Below are 17,575 nucleotides of genomic sequence, written 5' to 3'. Positions count from 1 at the left end.
CGCCAGCCAGGACGGCCGGGCCGCCAAAGCGAACGGCCGGCGCGGGCCCGTGGCGGGCGCGCCGGCCGCGGTCGCGAGACGCGACATCATGACGTCATCATGTCGAGATTGAGTCCGTCGAGGTCGATGACCTTCAAGCCGTAATTTTCGCCTGCCACGACCACCTCGGCGCGCCCGATCGCGGTGCCGTTGACCTTGATGACCAGCGGCTCGCCGGCCAGCGCATCCAGTTCCACCACGCTGTCCGGACCGATGTTCATCAGGTCCTGCAGCGACACGCGGGCCGAACCCACCTCCAGGGTCAGCGTGACGGGAATCTTGCGCATCATCTGCGGCAGGTCGCGGCGCGGCGTGCGCGTGACCGGCGCATCGGTCAGGTCGCTGCTGACCTGGTCGATGATCATCTCGTCCGTCACATCGTCGAGCAGGGCGTCGCTGGTGCCGTTTGCGTTCACATTCATCATATTCATTCGACGTCTTCAAAAGAGGTTAGGCACAGTTTTCCCTTGTGCTCCGTGACCGCGGCCGTGAACAGCCGGGATTCCTCGAGCATCACGTCCGCCCTGTGCAGGCTGACCGGAATGACATCCCCAACCTTCAGGTCGAACAGGGAGCCAAGCGTTACTTCCTTGCTCACCAGCCTCCCGTTCAGCGACACCTGCAGGCGTTGCGGCAGCGGAGCGGCCGGCTTTGGCGACTTGCTGCCGGTGTCGCGCTCGGGCGACAGGCCGTGCAGCACGTCGGACATCAGATTCTTATCCAGTGCAAACCATACCGTGCCCACGTTCTCGCCGGCGCGCACATTCATCGTGACGATCCACGTGCCCTTGCCGGGCATGGCGCCGGGCGCGTTGACGGGAATCAGCGCCAGCGCGGGGGCGCCCTGCCCGCCCGGGAGGTTGGCGGCGATTCGGTTGGCGACGACCTGGGCCAACTGTTGGCCCAGTACAACACTCAGGCGCTCCTCGGTGGCGGTCACGCGCACCTTGTTTTCATCGATCGGGGTGTCGGCGCCCTTGCCGCGGCCATACCGGAAGTCAAGCACGGCCAGCAGCACCTTGCGCTCCAGTGCAAAGGCGATGCTGCCCGCACCAGCCGCATAGCGCTGCCAGCGCAGGCGCTGCTCGCTGCCGTCCAGGCGCGCGAACGCGACGTGTTCCACCTCGAAGGCGCCCCAGTAGCGGCGGCCCGCGGGCTGGCGCAGGGCGGCGATCAGGTCATCGCGCAGCTGCGCGGCAAAGTGCGGCAGCCGATGCACCGGCCGGCCCAGCAGGCACGGGTCCAGAACCTGATGTTGCGCGGTGGTCTGTATATTGGTCATTGGTGTTGTCATCCGTCTGCACTCCACATCGTATCGCAAAGTATACGAGGGGACGATCCAGGCAGCGTAGAATAACCGAAATTCGACGTTATTGCCACGCATCAATACATCATTTCCCCAAATTCCTCTTTACAGTGTTGTTGCCTCGCGGTAAGCTTATTCCTGTCTCGCGCCAATGAATGCTGCTACACAGCAATTGCAGTAACGGCGCTTAGTGCATGATTTTTAAAGAGTTTTGCCACGATATCATCGTTTCTTTAAAAAGAAACAATGCAGCGCATTGAATCGTACCTGGCCAATTACATTTGCGGTAGACCATTTTTCTTTTCATTGTCTAACGCATTATCGGCGCCGAAATGGCACCAAAAAAAGTCAGAAGTTTTTCCGTTAGGACATCAAGTTGCAGCGCTGGCGACCGATACCTGAACGGGCAGCAAGTCCTGAATGCACATGGCGACGCCGTGGCTGGGTTGCAAAACCGCTGGGCAGGCTGTGCGAACGAAGTTCAACGTTGCATGAAAGTGGAGATGGCAAATGGCAAATGAAATCGCCGGCATGATCAAGGCCGATATCGCGGCTCTCACGAACGCCGCAGCCGACCTGGCGCACCAGGCCGGTACGATCGCGCCGGCTGCGCAATTCGGCGCACACGCCGCCGGGCAACCCTCCTTCGCCCAGGCGATGACGAACGCCGTCCAGGGCGTCAATGCGGCCGACCAGGCCGCCAGCGCAAAAATGGCCGATGTCGACGCCGGCCGTAGCGACGACCTGGTGGGGGCCATGCTGGCCAGCCAGGAAGCGAGCCTTTCCTTCTCGATGCTGATGCAAGTCCGCAATAAAGTGATGGGCGCTGTTGACGAGCTCATCAAGCTGCCGCTGTAATTCCCTTTCTCCGAAAGTCCCGACGTGATCAACACCCTTAAGTCCGCTTACGGGCGCTGGCGTGGCAATGGCGTTCCCGCCATGCCCCCCGCCCTCGTCAAGAACCTGTACCCGATGCTGCTGCTGGCCGTCGGCGTGACGGCCGTCGTGCTGATGTTCCTGTGGAAGGACCAGTCCGGCTACAAGGCCGTCTTCGGCGCCCGCGAAAAAGTCGCCGCCAGCGACATGATGAGCGTGCTCGACAGCGAACACATCCCCTACCGCATCCATCCGGACAGCGGCCAGGTGCTGGTGCCCGAATCGATGCTGGGCAAGGTGCGCATGCTGCTGGCGTCGAAAGGCGTCACCGCGCAGCTGCCGGCCGGCCTGGAGCTGATGGACAAGAACGACCCGCTGGGCGTGTCGCAGTTCGTGCAGGACGTGCGCTTCCGCCGCGGCCTGGAAGGCGAGCTGGCGCAGAGCATCATGACGCTGGACGCGATCGGGTCGGCCCGGGTGCACCTGTCGATCGCCAAGTCGACGTCGTTCGTGTCGTCGGACGGCGAAAAGTCGTCGGCCTCGGTCGTCATCGGCCTGAAGCCGGGCCGCACGTTGACGCCGGAACACATCGCCGCCGTCGTCAACATGGTGGCCGGCAGCGTGGCCAGCCTGGACCCGACCCGCGTCAGCCTGGTGGACCAGGCCGGCAACCTGCTGTCGTCGCACGTGGACCTGGCCGACGGCTTCGACGCCAGCGCCGCGACGAACGACAACCAGAAGCGCGTGCAGGACGAGATCAAGACGAACATCCGCGGCCTGCTGGGCCCGATCGTCGGCGACGACAACTTCAAGGTCAGCGTCACCGCCAGCGTCGACAACGACAAGGTCGAGCAAACCGTCGAGAAGTATGGCGAGACGCCGAAAGTCACCAGCGAAGCGATGCGCGACGAGCAGGACCGCAACCGCATGGTGATGGGTGTGCCGGGCACGCTGTCGAACCGCCCGCCCGCTGCCGCCGCCGAGCCGAACACCACCGCCACCGACCCGGCCGCCGCTGGCGCCAACGGTGCCGCGGGCGCCCCGGGCCAGTTGCCGGACGGTACGGCCCGCAAGAACGCCACGACGCGCCAATACGCGTACGATCGCAGCATCACCCAGACCAAGCGTGCCCGTGGCCGCCTGGAACGCCAGAACGTGGCGATCGTGCTGTCGCAAGCGGCTGCCGCGAATCCGAAGACGGGCTGGACCGCTGCCGAACTGGCCAACGTGGACAAGGTCCTGCGTAACGGCCTGGGCATCAACGCCGAGCGCGGCGATTCGCTGGTGGTCTCGGCGATGCGCTTCCCGGTCAAGGCCGCGCCGGTCCAGTGGTGGGAAGAGCGCGACAACATCGTGGACATGAGCAGCTGGGCAAGCTACGCGATCGCCGCACTGCTGGGTTACCTGCTGCTGCTGCGCCCGCTGATGAAACTGCTGACGGCCCGCCTGGCCCCGGCAACGCCGATCCCGGTCGCGACCCGCGGCGGCGCCACCGCCCTGCCGGGCACCGTGGAAGCCCTGCCGGCTGGCACCGCCACCCCGGCGGCCCTGACCGGCGGCACGGATGGGGCAACAGTAACGCCGCTGACGGCCGAACTGACCGCCTCCGGCATCGCCGTCCAGCCGCTGCTGGAAAACTATGATCTGCCGCCTGCCGGTTCGCCGGTCGATGTGATGGTCGATCACCTGAAGGTTCTGGCCGAGAAAGAGCCGGAGCGTGTTGCAGAAGTCGTCAAACAGTGGATGCAGAAAAATGGCCGAGCTTAACTCCATGAACAACCTCAATGACCTGGCACCGGCGGAAGGTGCTGCGCTGACCCCGGTCGAGCAAGCGGCGATCGTGCTGCTGTCGATCGGCGAGGAACAGGCGGCCAATGTGCTGCGCTGCCTGTCCCGCGAGGAACTGCTGGAAGTCACGCAGGTCATGTCGCGGATGAGCGGCATCAAGGTCGAAGCCGTGAAGACGGCCATCCAGACCTTCTTCGACGACTACCGCCAGCAGTCCGGCGTGCATGGCGCCTCGCGCTCCTACCTGAAGCGCTCGCTGGACCTGGCACTGGGCGGCGACATCGCCAACACGGTGCTCAACAGCATCTACGGCGACGAACTGCGCCCGAAGATGGCACGCCTGCAGTGGGCCTCGCCGAAGTGGCTGGGCGACTACATCGCCAACGAGCACGTGCGGATGCAGGCCGTGTTCCTCGCGTTCCTGCCGCCGGCCCTGGCTGGCCAGATCATCGACGCGCTGCCGGTCGACGGCCGCGACCTGGTGCTGCTGTCGCTGGCGCGCCTGGACGAGATCGACCGCGACCTGCTGGAAGAACTCGATGAGCTGGTGGACCGCTGCCTGGCCTCGTTCGACATGCAGAGCACCAGCGTGGAAGGCGTCAAGCAGGTTGCCGAGATCCTGAACCGCCTGCCGGGCAACCGTGCCCAGGTCGTCGAGCTGCTGCGTGCCCACGATCCGTCGATCGTCGAGCAGATCGAGCTGTCGATGTACGACTTCCTGATCCTGTCGACGCAGACCGAAGCCGTGCTGACCCGCATCATCGAGGAAGTGCCGCTGGAGCAGTGGGCGATCGCGCTGAAAGGCGCCGAGCTGTCGATCCGCGACGCCGTGCTGAAGACGATGCCGAAGCGCCAGGCGCAGGCATTCGAAGACATGATGCGCCGCGCCGGCCCCGTGCCGATGTCGCGCATCGAGGCGGCCCGTTCGGAAATCATGTCCACCGTCAAGGCGCTGGCCGATTCCGGCGAAGTCGAAGTGCAGCTGTTCGCCGAGACGGTGGTCGAATGAAGCAGTTCCGCCCCTACCGTTTCCCGCCGCTGTCGCACCATACGCAGGCGGTGCAGCGCGCGGGCAACGGCGTGGATGCCGACCAATGGCAGGCGTCGATCAGCGAGGGCTTCGAACAGGGCCAGCGCGACGGTTACGACGTCGGCCTGCAGCGCGGTCAGGAGGAAGGCTACGAAGCGGGCCGCATCCAGGGCCTCGTCGAAGGCCGTGAGTCAGGCCGGCAGGAAACGCTCGTCAATTTCGACGAGCTGGCCCGCCCCGTCGACGCCATGCTGAAGAGCCTGAAGAAGCTGCGCACCGACTATCGCGCCGCCCAGCGCAAGGAAGTGGTCGACCTCGTCGCCAAGGTGGCACGCTCGGTGATCCGCGCCGAGCTGGCGCTGCAGCCGGTGCAGATCATGGCGCTGGTCGACGAGACGCTCGCCTCGATGCCGCCGTCGCGTGACGACGTCGATGTGTACCTGAACCCGGAAGAAATGAAGCGGGTCACGGAACTGGATCCGAAACGCGCCAAGCGCTGGAACCTGATCGCGGATTCGCGGCTGGAACCGGGCGAGTGCCGCGTCCGCGCCGGCGACAACGAAGTCGACGCCGGCTGCACCCAGCGCCTCGCTGCCGTGATGGAGCAGGTGGACAAACAGTTGCAGGCCGCCGATGGCGGCGATGAAGACGAGATCGAAGAATGATTGCAGACGCGCTGCGCAAGCTGGAAATCGACGACGTGCCGGTGGCCAAGCCCACCGGCCGGCTGGTCGGCGCCTCCGGCCTGCTGCTGGAAGCGGTCGGTTGCCCGTTGCACACGGGCCAGCGCGCGCAGATCGAGACCGTGGACGGCGACTGGCTCGACGCCCAGGTGGTGGGCTTCCGCGACAAGGTGTCGTACCTGATGCCGTTCAAGAAGGCCACCGGCCTGCAGACGGGCGCCCGCGTGCTGCCCCAGCAGGACAAGGCCACGCTGCGCATCGGCCAGGGCTGGCTGGGCCGCATGGTCAACGGGCTGGGCGAGCCGATCGACGGCCTCGGCAAGCTGACCGGCGAGCACGAGCTGGACATGCACCCGCCGCGCGTCAATCCGCTGAAGAAAAAGCCCGTGCACGAACCGCTGGACGTGGGCGTGCGGGCGATCAACTCGATGCTCACCTTGGGCAAGGGCCAGCGCGTGGGCCTGATGGCAGGCTCCGGCGTCGGTAAATCCGTCCTGCTGGGCATCATCACGCGGCAGACGGTGGCGGACGTCGTCGTCGTCGGCCTGATCGGCGAACGCTCGCGCGAGGTGCGCGAATTCGTCGACATGTCGCTGGGCGCCGAAGGCCTGAAGAAAGCCGTGCTCGTCATTGCACCGGCCGACGAGTCTCCATTGATGCGCGTGATGGCGACCGAGCTGTGCCACACTATCGCGGCGCACTACCGCGACCAGGGCAAGAACGTGCTGCTGCTGGTCGATTCGCTGACCCGTTATGCGATGGCGCTGCGTGAAGTGGCGCTGGCGCTGGGCGAGCCGCCGGCCACCAAGGGTTATCCGCCGTCGGTGTTCTCGAACCTGCCCCAGCTGGTGGAGTCCGCCGGGAATGGCGAACACGAGGACGGCTCGATGAGCGCGATCTACACGGTGCTGGCCGAAGGCGACGACCAGCAAGACCCGATCGTCGACACGGCACGGGCGATCCTGGACGGCCACATCGTGCTGACGCGCGCGCTGGCCGAACGGGGCCACTACCCGGCGATCGACATCGGCCAGTCGATCAGCCGTTGCATGAACGGCATCATCACGAAGGACCACATGCTTGCGGCGCGGTCGCTGAAGGCATCGATGGCCAAGCACGACCGCGTACGCGACCTGATCCCGCTGGGCGCCTACGTGCCGGGCGCGGATCCCGTCACGGACAAGGCGGTGCAGCTGCACCCGCACATCGAGAATTTCCTGTGCCAGGGCACGAAGGAAGATGCGCCGTACACGGCGTGCGTCGAGCAACTTGAAAGGCTGATGGCATGAGCGACAAGCACTTGATCAACAACCTCTCCACCCTGGTGGCGCTGCGCAATTCGGAGCTGGAGAAGCTGCAGGCCGAGCAAGCCGCGAAACAAATGACCGCCGAGCGTTACCGGAAAAACCTCGCCCGCCTGCACGACCTGGCCGTCAACAGCGGCGCTTCCGGCAACCTGCCGATCGCCTTGGCCGCCAATTGCGGCAATTACAAGCAGGCGGTGCTCGCGATGGCCGACTCGCACCGGCTCGACCTGACGATGCACGAGGCCGACATGGCAGTATCGCAACAGGCGTTGACGCGCGCTTACGTGAAGCGCGAAGTGCTGGGCCAGGTGCTGGAAAAGAACCAGAAAGCGCTGGCCGGCAAGGTCGCCGTGCAGGAACGCAAAGTGCATGATGACCTGGCAACCCAACTGTGGCTTCGGGGCCAAAAATAAATCCTTGAGGAAATAAATTTCATAGAGAAGCTACTTTGGTCGCCTGTTACCAAGGTACACTCTTAATTAATTTCCTCGGAGCACGAAAATGGCAACGACCGCACCCACCTACGATCCGAAAACCACTGCGACGCAGCTGGCCACGGCCTACATCCAGGACCGCCAGACGATGCTGACGAATCAGAACAGCATCGCCACGGCCACGGACAAGGCCTTGAGCACGCTCAGCTCGGCCATGTCGGCGTTTGAAAGTGCAATGTCGAGCCTGTCGTCGAAGAAGACCGTGCTTGCCACGTCGGCAACGTTCAGCTCTACCGTCGGCACCGCCACCGCAAACGCGACGGCCACGCCGGGCAATTACTTCTTCTACGTCGAGCAACTGGCCACGGCCAATCAGGCGCAGTACAGCGGCCTGTCCGACGCGACGCCGATGGCCGAAGCCGGCACGATCAGCGTGACGGTCGGCGCCACGACGTTCGCCGTCGACCTGGCGCAGGCCGACACGACCGGCGACGGCATCCTGTCCGTCAAGGAACTGGCCGCGGCCATCAACACCGCCAGCGGCAACACGGCGAAGGTGACGGCATCGACGATGACGGTCGGCGGCGTGCCGACACTCGTGATGACGTCGAACGAGACGGGCGCGGCCAACACGGTGTCGATCGACGCCAGCGCCCTGCCCGCCGGCGCGCTGCAGGACGCGCTGTCCGACCCGGCCAACCGCAAGGACCTGATGACGGCGCGCGACGCGATCGTCTACCTGGGCGACCAGGCCAGCGGCACGAAAATCCAGCAGGCATCGAACACGTACAACGTGATCGACGGCGTGTCGATGACGTTCACGAAGGCGCAGTCGGCCGGCGAGAACCCGGTCAGCCTGACGGTAGCGACCGACAACAGCGGCACGGCAGCGAATCTGCAAACCTTCGTCGACGGCTGGAACAAGCTGATCAAGACGTTGCAGGGCCTGACCGCTGCCGGCAGCCAGACCACATCCGCCGGCCCGCTGCACGCCGACGCGGGCGTGCAGGCGCTGCAGACGCGCATGCAGACGGTGCTGCGCCAGAAGATCGACGGGCTGTCGCTGGTCAACTTCGGCATCACCGGCCAGCGCGACGGTTCGCTGACCCTGGACACCACGCGCATGAACAAGGCGCTGGCCGCCAACCCGGCCGCACTGGACAAGATCGTCGGCAACAACAGCCTGTCCGCGCCGAGCGGCGTGCTGGGCGACCTGGACAAGCTGACGAACCAGTGGACGAACGTGACGACCGGCCAGATCGCCAAGCGCCGCGACGTCAACTCGCAACTGCAGGAATCGCTGCTCGACCGCCAGTCGCGCCTGGACCAGCAGTACGAGTCGGCGTACGTGCGCTACCTGAACCAATTTACAACGCTGCAGACGCTGCAAGCGCAGATGAGCAGTAATACTTCCATTTTCGACGCCCTGTTCGCCAAATCGGACAAGTAACGGGGCACTGATCCCTATTGGTGACCACATGATGAATCTCGATGCCTACAGCGAATACCACGCGACCAACCTGGATGCGCAGACCGCGCGTGCCTCTCCGGTCGAGCTGGTACTCGTGCTCACCGACGGCCTGCTCGAAGAGCTGGCCCGTGCCCGCGGCCACGTCGTGGGCAAGCGTTATGAGCTGAAGGCCGCCAGCCTGGACAAGTGCACGCAGATCATCAACGGCCTGTCGAGCTCGCTGGACTTCGACAACGGTGGCGAAGTGGTCGCCAACCTGGGCCGCCTGTACGACTACTGCGTCGCCCGCCTGTACCGTGCCGGTATCGACATGGACCCGGCGATCATCGACGAAGTCGTCGGCCTCCTGACGACCATCAAGCAAGGCTGGCTCGGCGTACAGGCCAAGCATGGATAGGCAACAACAGCTGCTGCGCATGGCGCAGCGCATCGCCGCCGCCACCGCCGCTTCCGACTGGAAGGCGCTGGCGGCGCAAAACACCTTGATGGCGTCCTCTTTGCCGGCCATGGCCGCCCAGGGCAAGTGGACGCCGGCCGAACGGGCGGCGCTCGCCGCCCTGCGCCAGCAGCACCGAGAAGCCGTGCTGCGGGTCGGAGCGGCCAGCACCGAACTGGGCAAGCACCTGCAACAGATGAATATGAATAAAGAGGGCTGGCTTGCCTATGCCCTCGACAACGACCTTGCCGGAACCCAAGCATGATGATGATTACCCCCTCCGCGCCGGGTGGCGCGGCCGCAGCGGATCCCACGCTGCCTGGCGCCGCCGTCGGCGGTGCCGTTCCCGCCGGTACGGAAGGCCAGGCTGACGCCGCGGGCCTGCCCGCGCTGTTCGCCCAGATGCTGGACCTGGCCGGCCTTGCGCTGCCTGTCGCAGCCGCACCGGCCACCGGCGACACCCCCGCTACGCCGGCCGACGGCGATACCGAAGCGCAGCCGCTGCCGGCCGACGCCACGCTGGCCGCGATGCTGCCCGTGCTGAATCCGGCGATGATGCCGGCAATGCAACCGCAGGTGCAGGCGCAAGCCGCGGCCATGCCGATCGCCGACGGCGCTCAGCGCGTCGACGCGACGGCGGGTCAGGCGCGCCCGGCCACGCTGCTGGCCGCCAGTGCCGAGCAGGCCCGCCAGGCCGCCGCCGATGCGATCACCGCCGCGACCACGCTGGCGAGCACGCCGGCCGCCGCGCGCCTGATGCAAACCGCCCTGCCCGCTGCGAAAGACGCGATTGCCGCAACGGCACAGCCCGCTACCGAACGGCAGACCACGCCGGCCACGTCGGGCAGCGGCACGCCCGCCGCCATGGCCGCCGCCACGAGCGCAGCCGTTACGGCCGCGCAGGATGGCAACGCCCAGTCCGGCACCGACAGCCAGTCCCAATCCGGCCAACAAGGCGACCAGACGACGTTCCGCGGTGTGATGGCCGCTGCCGCGCCGGCCGCGGCCGGTACGAGCACCGTGGCCGCCGAGACCGTCAAGCTGGCGGGCTCGGCCGAGCAATGGCAGCAGCCGCTGCGCGCCGCGCTGGGCGATCGTTTGCAACTGACCCTTCAGAAAAACAGCGACCACGCCGTAATCCGTCTGGACCCGCCGAACCTGGGCAGTATCGAGATTTCGATTCGCCAGAGCGCGGGCAGTTTGCAGGTGAGCCTGTCGGCCACCCATGGCGAGGTGGTCCGCCAGCTGAACGCCGTCGGCGACTCGATGCGGCAGGACCTGTCGCAACGCCAATACGGCGACGTGGCCGTGACGGTGTCGCAAGCATCGTCCCGTTCGCTGGCAGACAGCGAAGGCCGCGGCCGCCAGCAGGAGCGCGAACAGCAGCAGCGGACCCCGGGCCGCGCGCTGGGCGACGACGAACCCTCCACCACCTTCGCGATGCTGCGGGAGTAACAGGTAAATGAACAAGAAGCTGATCATCATCATCGCCGCCGTGGCGCTGGTCTGCGCCGGTGGCGCGGGCGCCGCCGCGTGGTACTTCGCCGCGCCGAAGGGCGACGCGGCCGAGTCCGAGCACAAGGATGGCAAGGGCGGCAAGGACGACAAGGCCAAGAAAAAGAAGAAGGACAGCGAGGAAGCCGCCGCCGAGCCCGTCAAGTACCTGACGGTCGACAAAGTGATCGTGATGCTGCGCCGCGGTCCGAACGAGACGCTGCCGCACTACCTGTCGGCCGACCTCGTCGTCGCCGCGCCCGTCAAGCAGGAAAAGGAAGCGAAGGAACACCTGCCGCTCCTGCGCAGCGTTGCCGTGCGCACGCTGTCGGCCCTGCAGATGGACAAGGCCCAGTCGATGAGCATCGACGAGTTCGCCGAGGCGCTGAACAAGGCGTTCGAGGAAGAGTACGAAAAGGATTCGCGCGAGAAGCCGTTCAAGGAAGTCATGATCGGCAAGCTGATCATCGAGTGATGTGCGCGAAAGGGCGAACATGGCTTATGTAGAAACGGAAATCCACGCCGAGACCTACGGCGGCGGCTATGCCGACAGCTATGGCGAAAGCTATGGCGAGGGCCGCAACGCGGCAGCCCCGGCGCTGTCGCCGGCGGCCGAGCAGAAGCACCTGCTCGCGTACGCGCCGCTGGTCAAGCGCATCGTGCGTCAGCTGAACTCGCAGGTCGGCGGTGCGATCGACCGCGAGGACATGGAACAGATCGGCCTGATGGGTTTGCTCGAAGCGCTGCGCCGCTACGGCGAGCCGGACGCCGCGTTCGGCAGCTATGCGAGCCTGCGCGTGCGCGGCGCGATCCTGGACGAGCTGCGCCGCCAGGACTGGCGCCCGCGGGCCGTGCGCCAGCAGAGCCACAAGCTGCGCGACGGCGTGCGTGCGCTGACGCGCAAGCTGGGCCGCGAGCCGACCGAACAGGAAGCGATCGCCGGCCTCGGCATCACGGCCGACGAATACATGGCCTACCAGCTGGACGAGAACGCCGAGGTACTGGCCAGCTTCGACGACCTGCTGCAGGAAGGCGCGGCCGACGGCAGCGCCGGCAGCGCACCGAGCCCGGAAGAGCAGCTTATGGTCCGGCGTTCGCTGGAACAGGCGCTGAACGGCCTCAACGAACGTGAGCAGCGCGTGGTGCAAATGTACTACGAGTTCGAGCTCAGCTACAAGGAAATCGCCGCCGTGCTGGACCTGACGGATGCACGCGTGTGCCAGTTGAACAAGGCAGCGCTGAACAAGATGAAAGCCGTGCTGCAGGCCTGAAGCGCCCGGCACATAAGAAGAGGATTACACCATGCAGCAAATTATCGGCATTCTCATCATTCTCGGCAGCGTCTTCGGCGGCTACACGCTGATGGGCGGCGCCTTCCACGCGATCTGGCAGCCGATCGAGCTGCTCGTCATCGCGGGCGCCGGCACCGGCGCGCTGGTGCTGGGCAATCCCGGCCACGTGCTGCACGAGCTGGCCCACCAGCTGAAGAAAATCATCATCCGCAAGAAGTACGATTCGGAATTCCAGCGCCAGCTGCTGCTGTTGATGTACGAGCTGCTGCAACTGGCGGCCGGCGGCCTGAAGGCGCTGGACGCGCACGTCGAGGCACCGAAGGACAGCCCGATCTTCCAGCGCTACCCGCTGGTGCTGGAAGAGCCGAAGCTGCTGGCGTTCATCGTCGACAACTTCCGCCTGATGGCAATGGGCAAGATCAACGCCCACGAGCTCGAAGGCGTGCTGGACCAGGAACTGGAACTGATCCACGAAGAGCTGACGCAGCCGGCGAAGTCGCTGAACAAGATCGGCGAGGCGATGCCGGGCTTCGGTATTCTGGCGGCCGTGCTGGGCATCGTGATCACGATGGGCAGCGTCGGCGAAGGCGCGACGTCCGGCGAGATCGCCGAGCACGTCGGTGCGGCGATGGTCGGTACCTTCATCGGTATCTTCCTGTGCTACGGCCTGCTCGATCCGCTGTCGAACATGATGAAGCAGCTCGTCGGCGAGGAAGCCTCGACCTTGGAATCCGTCAAGGTCGTGCTGGTGACGCACGTGGCCGGCAAGCCGGCCCTGCTGGCGATCGACGCGGGCCGCCGCCTCGTGCAGCTGAACACGAAGCCGAGCTTCGCCCAGCTGGAAAGCTGGATCAACGCGATGGAAGGCCGCGACAGCGGCGACGATCGCCGAGGAGGTGGCCGTGCTAAAGCCGCATAACGACAAGCACCATGAAACCACGATCGTCAAGCGCGGCGGCGGCAAGCACGCGCATGACGAGCACGGTGGCGCATGGAAGGTGGCGTTCGCGGACTTCTGCCTGGCGTTGATGTGTCTGTTCCTCGTGCTGTGGCTGATGGCCTCGCGCAATACCGAAAGCCTGCAGCAGATCCTGACCGAATCGGACGGCAACCGTACCGACCAGGGCAAGGGCGTGATGCCCGAGCAGATCGGCGGCCCGCGCGGCAGCCTGATCGATCGGCTGCCGATGCCCCGCACCGGCAATGCCGACGTGCAGGGCAAGGAAGAGCAAAGCACCAAGCAGAACCCGCAACAGGCGCCGTCGAAAGTCAGCTACGAAACCAAGGAAGACCTGCAACTGCTCGCCAAGGCTTTGCAAAAGATGAGCCAGGATGCTGGCCTTTCCAGCAACCTGGAATCGATCGTGACGCCGTATGGTCTGCGTGTCATGTTGCACGATACCGACAGACAAGGCATGTTCGTACGGGGCAGCGCCATCCCGACGGGCAAGTTCCAGCAGCTGCTGCGCAAGATGGGACCGTTGTTTGCGCGCATGAACAATCAAATGCTGATCGTTGGCCACACGGATTCGTTACAATATGCGGATACCGGCCACTCGGCATTCTCGAACTGGAACCTGTCGTCGAACCGCGCCATGTCCGCGCGGGCTCAACTGCTTGCCGGCAGCATGCCTGCCGACAGCATCCTGCAGGTGGTTGGCATGGCCGACCGCGCACCGCTCGACACGAAACATGCCTCGGCAGGCGTGAACCGCCGCATCGAATTGCTGGTCCTGACGAAAAACCAGGCGACCGCCGTGGCGAACATGTTCGGCATGCCTGGCGAGCGTCAGGCGCTCGGTCCGGATGCCGATACGGAACTGCCGGAGTCGAACGAAGACAAAGGCGAACTGCGGCAGTTGCGCGACAAGCTGCTGCCGGGTGGAAGGTAACGGACATGGCAATTGAAACCAAGGCAAGAGGCCAACGTATGCGCATTACCAGTTCAAGCCCGGGCGCGATCGCGGTACAGACCGTGACCGAGACCAGCCCGGCCGAGGCACCGAAGGCTGTCGCTCCGGCGGCGCGGGAAGCCCTGCAATCGTCCGTGCTCCAGCCCGCCGTGCAGGCGATGAAGGAGCTGCCGGACTTCGATCACGAGAAAGTGGCGATGCTGCGCGACGCCCTCGCGAAAGGCGAACTGCCGTTCAATGCCGGCAAGCTGGCCGGCGTGATCCAGCGCTTCCACGGGGGTTGAGCAAGTGAATGCTGTCGCAGCGATGTCGCGCCAGGACGCCATGAAGCAATTCCTGCAAGGCGTGGCCGACGACCAGGCGGGTTACCGCGCGTTGCTGGACCTGCTGGCCCAGCAATTCCAGGCCGCCATCCACCACCAGCAGGAACGCCTGGGCGAAATCGCCGCGGCGATCGGTACGCTGGTCGACACGCTGGAGGCGCGCCGCGCCCGCCGCGTGGAACTGGCCACGCGCCTGACGGGGCCGCAGCCGGCGATCGAGCGCGTGTTCGCGCTGCTGCGTCCCGAATCGCGCACCCGCGTCGAGTCGGACTGGAAGGCGCTGGAACAGATGGTGCTGGCGGCGAAAGCTGCCGGCAAACGCAACGGCGAGCTGCTCGCCGAGCAATACACGATCATGCAGCGCGTGCTGCATGGCGAAGACCAGACCTATGAACCGGCCTGATTTTACTTTCTCGACGCTGCCGACCCAGGCCACCGCGGCCACGGTGTCGAACATGACGTCCGCCCGCCCCGCCCTGCCCGCCGAATTCTCCGGCGGCGGTGCCGGTGCCGGTGCCGGCTTCCCGGCCGCATTCCGCCAGGTGCAGAGCGACGTGGCGGCATTCATCGCGAACGGCGGCGGCACGACCGCACCGGATGCGGCGACGCCGCTGACGGCCGACGGCGCCGCGCTGCGTGCCCGCCTGTCGGCCACCGCGATCGGCGGCACGACGGCGCCCGAGGACGCTGCCGGCGTCGATGGCGACGCCCAGCAGCAGTTCCTCGCATCGATCCGGCCGTACGCCGAGGAAGCGGGCGAAAAGCTGGGCGTGTCGCCGGACATCGTCGCCGCCCATGCTGCGCTCGAGTCCGGCTGGGGCCAGCGGCCTTTGAAGAACGGCACGGAAAGCTCGAACAACCTCTTCGGCATCAAGGCCGGCAGCCAGTGGCAGGGCGACGTGGCGGCCAACGTCACGCATGAATACGAACACGGCGCGGCGGTGAAGAAAGTCGAGAAGTTCCGCAGCTACCCGGACCAGGCCACTGCGTTCCGCGACTACGCCGAACTGCTGGCCAGCAATCCGCGCTACCAGAAGGCGCTGGGCGCCGGCAACGACGCGCACGCGTTCGCCACCGGCCTGGCCCGCGGCGGTTACGCAACCGACCCGGCCTACGCGCAAAAACTGTCGAAACTGGCCGCGAAGATCGCGCGCACGGACTACTGACCAGCCACCCGCGCGCCACTGCCCATCAGCGCCGCCGCCCGCGGCGCAGCGCCAGCGCCGTCAACGCCAGCCCGGCCAGCAGCATCGCCGGCGCTTGCGGCTCCGGTACCGGCGTCGTGGCGATGTCGCGACCGAACAGCGTCAGGTTCGAGAAATCCGGATGATTCCCCTGCCCTACCGTCCACAGGATCCGCCAGTCGCCCGTCAGCGTTGCGCCCGGCATGATCATTTGATCGTCGAACAGCCAGGCGCCGCCCTGGTTGCCCGCATGGATCGCGAACACGAGGTCCAGCGTGACCATCTGCGTGGCGCTGGTGTTCGTCACCGACCACATGCCGCTCGTGCCGGTCGTTTCCGTGAAGGTGTAGGTCAGCATGCCGGTGTTGCTGAAGCCATCCGTATGGTCGTAGCGGTCCAGCAGCGTGAACGGACCGGCGCCCAGGCCGTCGAACGCGGTGCCGAAGCCGCTCGTGTCGCCGCCGGGACCGGCATGGGGATTCCACCCATCCTGATAGGCAAAGGCGTCCGCGGGCTGGCCCGCCAGCGTGACGTCGGCCGCGCCGGCGCTGCCGATGGCGGCTGACGCGTTCAGCGCAAAGGCCAGCATGGCCGCAACGGCGGCCACTCTCTGTAACAGCGTTTTCATGTTGTGCTCCCCGATTGATTACCGGACTCGCCGGCGCGGCATGCCGGGCTTGGCATGCGTATTCAACTTAGCAGCCGGCCCCAGCTGGGGAGAGCACAACGCGACAGCGTTTTGATCACGCCATAAGTGTCTGATTTTCCAACAAAAGTTGCTTTGACTCAGCAGTCAATCCGGCCTTTAGTCGGCCGGTTCCACCTGGCCCTGCTCCGTCACCCGGGCGCGGATCGTCACGCCGCTGGCGTTCTTGACGCGGATCGTCGCGCCCCTGCTGCCGGGGTCGAGCGCTTCGCCGGCCATGCTGACCTCGATCTGGTCGCGCTTGGCGACGATGCGCACCGCGTCGCCGCGCTTCACCAGCGTCGGCGCCACGAGCATATTGGGCCGGAAAACGTCGCCGGCGCGGATCGTGCGGCGCGTGGCCATCTCCTGAACGGCCGTCAGATCGGAAAAACTGTCGGGGATATTGCTGATGTCGTTGCGCTCGAGCGACACATCGTCGGCGGACAGGGTTTTCCCTGCAGGCAAGTCAGTTGCCGCAACGGCCACCCTGGCGGAGATCTTGGCACGCGTGACGAATTCGTAACGCCAGCCACCCTGGTCTGGACAGATTGCCACGAAGCGCATCCGGCCCGGCTGCCGCACATCCTGCGCTTCCACTCTGGGAGCCTGGCTGCATGCGCCGATCGGCCTGGTATTACGGACAACGTCGACCGTGAACTGCGGCTCGACCCAATTTGCCAGCTCGGCATGCCTTTTCAACTGCGCCTGCGCGGCCTGTTGCACTTGGGCGACAAGCTGGTCCAACGTCACCGGAGCTGCCACGGAAAACTTGGTCGTTCCGATGAGCAACAGAGCGAAAAACCGGGTTACAATGCGTTTGTTGAGCATGGGCAATACCTTTGGATGGATGGCAGCAGCCGGGAACAAGCTCCGGCGGTCGTCATTGTACATGGGCAGCCCTCTATGTAAGGCGACAGGAAACACAGGGAGATTAACAGTGGGAATCAATTTCAAAGAAGCGACCGGCGTCCACGCCGATGCGCTGCACCTGCGGTCGGAACGGACCCGCATCCTGGCGTCGAACATCGCCAACGAAAACACGCCGGGCTACCAGGCCCAGGACATGGACTTCGCCGCGTCGATGGCACAAGTCCAGTCGGAGGCCGAAGGCGGCCTGTCGCTGCTGTCGGACGGCGACCCGCTGTACCGCGTGCCCTACCACCCGACGACGGACGGCAACACCGTCGAGATCGGCGTGGAACAGGCCGCGTTCTCGCAGAACGCCACCGACTTCCAGACCAGCCTCACCTTCATCAACATGAAGCTGCGCGGGCTGGCCAAAGCCATCAATGGTCAATAAGTGGTCAAAAG

At 65.5% G+C, this 17,575-nt stretch carries 22 protein-coding genes; 18 read left to right on the top strand and 4 right to left on the bottom strand.

The genetic code is table 11. The features are described from left to right. Positions 1-86 precede the first annotated feature (86 nt). Together IP92_RS06240 and IP92_RS06235 are read right to left on the bottom strand one after the other, a co-directional pair. Positions 87-461 (bottom strand): FliM/FliN family flagellar motor switch protein, encoded by a 375-nt coding sequence (locus tag IP92_RS06240; RefSeq protein ID WP_371860887.1) that lies wholly within the window; start codon positions 459-461, stop codon positions 87-89. Positions 462-466: 5 nt separating this feature from the next. Then, on the bottom strand, positions 467-1,321 hold the full coding sequence (locus IP92_RS06235) for a FliM/FliN family flagellar motor switch protein (RefSeq protein WP_145873671.1): 855 nt from the start codon (positions 1,319-1,321) through the stop codon (positions 467-469). A 534-nt stretch (positions 1,322-1,855) separates the two neighbouring features. On the opposite strand from IP92_RS06235, the gene fliE reads away from it, so the two are divergent. From fliE to IP92_RS06150, 17 genes are all read left to right on the top strand, one after another. Beyond that, a complete protein-coding gene (fliE, locus tag IP92_RS06230) occupies positions 1,856-2,203 on the top strand; it encodes a flagellar hook-basal body complex protein FliE (protein WP_145873670.1) in 348 nt (115 codons plus the stop codon). 81 nt (positions 2,204-2,284) lie between these two features. Beyond that, the gene (gene fliF / locus IP92_RS06225; RefSeq protein WP_229418658.1) at positions 2,285-3,988 is read left to right on the top strand and encodes a flagellar basal-body MS-ring/collar protein FliF; all 1,704 of its coding nucleotides are present in this window, start codon (positions 2,285-2,287) and stop codon (positions 3,986-3,988) included. After that, positions 3,975-5,018: a flagellar motor switch protein FliG gene (locus IP92_RS06220; RefSeq protein ID WP_199271899.1), complete on the top strand. Its 1,044-nt coding sequence runs from the start codon at positions 3,975-3,977 to the stop codon at positions 5,016-5,018. The genes fliF and IP92_RS06220 overlap by 14 nt, the downstream gene beginning before the upstream one ends. Next, on the top strand, positions 5,015-5,704 hold the full coding sequence (gene fliH, locus IP92_RS06215) for a flagellar assembly protein FliH (RefSeq protein WP_145873667.1): 690 nt from the start codon (positions 5,015-5,017) through the stop codon (positions 5,702-5,704). Before IP92_RS06220 ends, fliH begins: the two co-directional genes overlap by 4 nt. Further along, positions 5,701-7,011: a flagellar protein export ATPase FliI gene (gene fliI / locus IP92_RS06210; RefSeq protein WP_145873666.1), complete on the top strand. Its 1,311-nt coding sequence runs from the start codon at positions 5,701-5,703 to the stop codon at positions 7,009-7,011. The genes fliH and fliI overlap by 4 nt, the downstream gene beginning before the upstream one ends. After that, positions 7,008-7,442 (top strand): flagellar FliJ family protein, encoded by a 435-nt coding sequence (locus tag IP92_RS06205; RefSeq protein WP_145873665.1) that lies wholly within the window; start codon positions 7,008-7,010, stop codon positions 7,440-7,442. The genes fliI and IP92_RS06205 overlap by 4 nt, the downstream gene beginning before the upstream one ends. An 88-nt stretch (positions 7,443-7,530) precedes the next feature. After that, positions 7,531-8,913, top strand: a complete 1,383-nt coding sequence (fliD, locus tag IP92_RS06200) for a flagellar filament capping protein FliD (RefSeq protein ID WP_145873664.1) — start codon at positions 7,531-7,533, stop codon at positions 8,911-8,913. Between the two features lie 28 nt (positions 8,914-8,941). After that, on the top strand, positions 8,942-9,331 hold the full coding sequence (gene fliS, locus IP92_RS06195) for a flagellar export chaperone FliS (protein ID WP_145873663.1): 390 nt from the start codon (positions 8,942-8,944) through the stop codon (positions 9,329-9,331). A 19-nt stretch (positions 9,332-9,350) separates the two neighbouring features. Further along, complete coding sequence (locus tag IP92_RS06190; protein WP_229418657.1) at positions 9,351-9,635, top strand: hypothetical protein; 285 nt, start codon at positions 9,351-9,353, stop codon at positions 9,633-9,635. Then, positions 9,632-10,825, top strand: coding sequence for a flagellar hook-length control protein FliK (locus IP92_RS06185; RefSeq protein ID WP_145873661.1), 1,194 nt, complete (start codon positions 9,632-9,634; stop codon positions 10,823-10,825). The genes IP92_RS06190 and IP92_RS06185 overlap by 4 nt, the downstream gene beginning before the upstream one ends. A 7-nt stretch (positions 10,826-10,832) precedes the next feature. Beyond that, entirely contained in the window at positions 10,833-11,339 is a 507-nt protein-coding gene (locus tag IP92_RS06180; RefSeq protein WP_145873660.1) for a flagellar basal body-associated FliL family protein, read from the top strand. A 19-nt stretch (positions 11,340-11,358) separates the two neighbouring features. Beyond that, complete coding sequence (locus tag IP92_RS06175) at positions 11,359-12,135, top strand: FliA/WhiG family RNA polymerase sigma factor (RefSeq protein WP_145873659.1); 777 nt, start codon at positions 11,359-11,361, stop codon at positions 12,133-12,135. 31 nt (positions 12,136-12,166) lie between these two features. Further along, positions 12,167-13,075 (top strand): flagellar motor stator protein MotA, encoded by a 909-nt coding sequence (gene motA, locus IP92_RS06170; protein WP_145873658.1) that lies wholly within the window; start codon positions 12,167-12,169, stop codon positions 13,073-13,075. After that, entirely contained in the window at positions 13,059-14,048 is a 990-nt protein-coding gene (locus IP92_RS06165) for a flagellar motor protein MotB (RefSeq protein WP_145873657.1), read from the top strand. Before motA ends, IP92_RS06165 begins: the two co-directional genes overlap by 17 nt. A gap of 38 nt (positions 14,049-14,086) precedes the next feature. Further along, positions 14,087-14,353 (top strand): flagellar biosynthesis anti-sigma factor FlgM, encoded by a 267-nt coding sequence (locus IP92_RS06160; RefSeq protein ID WP_145873656.1) that lies wholly within the window; start codon positions 14,087-14,089, stop codon positions 14,351-14,353. 40 nt (positions 14,354-14,393) lie between these two features. Continuing rightward, positions 14,394-14,795, top strand: a complete 402-nt coding sequence (gene flgN / locus IP92_RS06155) for a flagellar export chaperone FlgN (protein ID WP_229418656.1) — start codon at positions 14,394-14,396, stop codon at positions 14,793-14,795. After that, a complete protein-coding gene (locus IP92_RS06150) occupies positions 14,782-15,558 on the top strand; it encodes a glycoside hydrolase family 73 protein (RefSeq protein WP_145873655.1) in 777 nt (258 codons plus the stop codon). Before flgN ends, IP92_RS06150 begins: the two co-directional genes overlap by 14 nt. 25 nt (positions 15,559-15,583) lie before the next feature. Here the strand turns inward: IP92_RS06150 and IP92_RS06145 are convergent, their stop codons facing one another. Together IP92_RS06145 and flgA are read right to left on the bottom strand one after the other, a co-directional pair. After that, positions 15,584-16,204 (bottom strand): PEP-CTERM sorting domain-containing protein, encoded by a 621-nt coding sequence (locus IP92_RS06145; RefSeq protein ID WP_145873654.1) that lies wholly within the window; start codon positions 16,202-16,204, stop codon positions 15,584-15,586. Positions 16,205-16,381: 177 nt separating this feature from the next. Further along, on the bottom strand, positions 16,382-17,155 hold the full coding sequence (gene flgA / locus IP92_RS06140) for a flagellar basal body P-ring formation chaperone FlgA (protein WP_229418655.1): 774 nt from the start codon (positions 17,153-17,155) through the stop codon (positions 16,382-16,384). A 46-nt stretch (positions 17,156-17,201) separates the two neighbouring features. On the opposite strand from flgA, the gene flgB reads away from it, so the two are divergent. Further along, positions 17,202-17,564, top strand: coding sequence for a flagellar basal body rod protein FlgB (flgB, locus tag IP92_RS06135; RefSeq protein WP_145873653.1), 363 nt, complete (start codon positions 17,202-17,204; stop codon positions 17,562-17,564). Positions 17,565-17,575: the final 11 nt, after the last annotated feature.

The sequence above is a fragment of the Pseudoduganella flava genome (genome assembly GCF_007830495.1).
GTDB classification, from domain to species: Bacteria; Pseudomonadota; Gammaproteobacteria; order Burkholderiales; family Burkholderiaceae_D; genus Rugamonas; species Rugamonas flava.
The sequence above is the reverse complement of the archived record's forward strand: the minus strand, read 5'-3'. Positions and strand labels throughout refer to the sequence as shown.

Coding starts and splice junctions, on each gene's coding strand:
- IP92_RS06160 (WP_145873656.1), top strand. CDS start 14,087: ATGCGCATTACCAGTTCAAGCCCGGGCGCGATCGCGGTACAGACCGTG.
- fliS (WP_145873663.1), top strand. CDS start 8,942: ATGATGAATCTCGATGCCTACAGCGAATACCACGCGACCAACCTGGAT.
- IP92_RS06180 (WP_145873660.1), top strand. CDS start 10,833: ATGAACAAGAAGCTGATCATCATCATCGCCGCCGTGGCGCTGGTCTGC.
- IP92_RS06235 (WP_145873671.1), bottom strand. CDS start 1,321: ATGACCAATATACAGACCACCGCGCAACATCAGGTTCTGGACCCGTGC.
- motA (WP_145873658.1), top strand. CDS start 12,167: ATGCAGCAAATTATCGGCATTCTCATCATTCTCGGCAGCGTCTTCGGC.
- IP92_RS06205 (WP_145873665.1), top strand. CDS start 7,008: ATGAGCGACAAGCACTTGATCAACAACCTCTCCACCCTGGTGGCGCTG.
- IP92_RS06190 (WP_229418657.1), top strand. CDS start 9,351: ATGGCGCAGCGCATCGCCGCCGCCACCGCCGCTTCCGACTGGAAGGCG.
- flgN (WP_229418656.1), top strand. CDS start 14,394: ATGAAGCAATTCCTGCAAGGCGTGGCCGACGACCAGGCGGGTTACCGC.
- fliF (WP_229418658.1), top strand. CDS start 2,285: ATGCCCCCCGCCCTCGTCAAGAACCTGTACCCGATGCTGCTGCTGGCC.
- IP92_RS06150 (WP_145873655.1), top strand. CDS start 14,782: ATGAACCGGCCTGATTTTACTTTCTCGACGCTGCCGACCCAGGCCACC.
- fliD (WP_145873664.1), top strand. CDS start 7,531: ATGGCAACGACCGCACCCACCTACGATCCGAAAACCACTGCGACGCAG.
- fliH (WP_145873667.1), top strand. CDS start 5,015: ATGAAGCAGTTCCGCCCCTACCGTTTCCCGCCGCTGTCGCACCATACG.
- IP92_RS06145 (WP_145873654.1), bottom strand. CDS start 16,204: ATGAAAACGCTGTTACAGAGAGTGGCCGCCGTTGCGGCCATGCTGGCC.
- flgA (WP_229418655.1), bottom strand. CDS start 17,155: ATGTACAATGACGACCGCCGGAGCTTGTTCCCGGCTGCTGCCATCCAT.
- fliE (WP_145873670.1), top strand. CDS start 1,856: ATGGCAAATGAAATCGCCGGCATGATCAAGGCCGATATCGCGGCTCTC.
- IP92_RS06185 (WP_145873661.1), top strand. CDS start 9,632: ATGATGATGATTACCCCCTCCGCGCCGGGTGGCGCGGCCGCAGCGGAT.
- IP92_RS06240 (WP_371860887.1), bottom strand. CDS start 461: ATGAATGTGAACGCAAACGGCACCAGCGACGCCCTGCTCGACGATGTG.
- IP92_RS06220 (WP_199271899.1), top strand. CDS start 3,975: ATGGCCGAGCTTAACTCCATGAACAACCTCAATGACCTGGCACCGGCG.
- fliI (WP_145873666.1), top strand. CDS start 5,701: ATGATTGCAGACGCGCTGCGCAAGCTGGAAATCGACGACGTGCCGGTG.
- IP92_RS06175 (WP_145873659.1), top strand. CDS start 11,359: ATGGCTTATGTAGAAACGGAAATCCACGCCGAGACCTACGGCGGCGGC.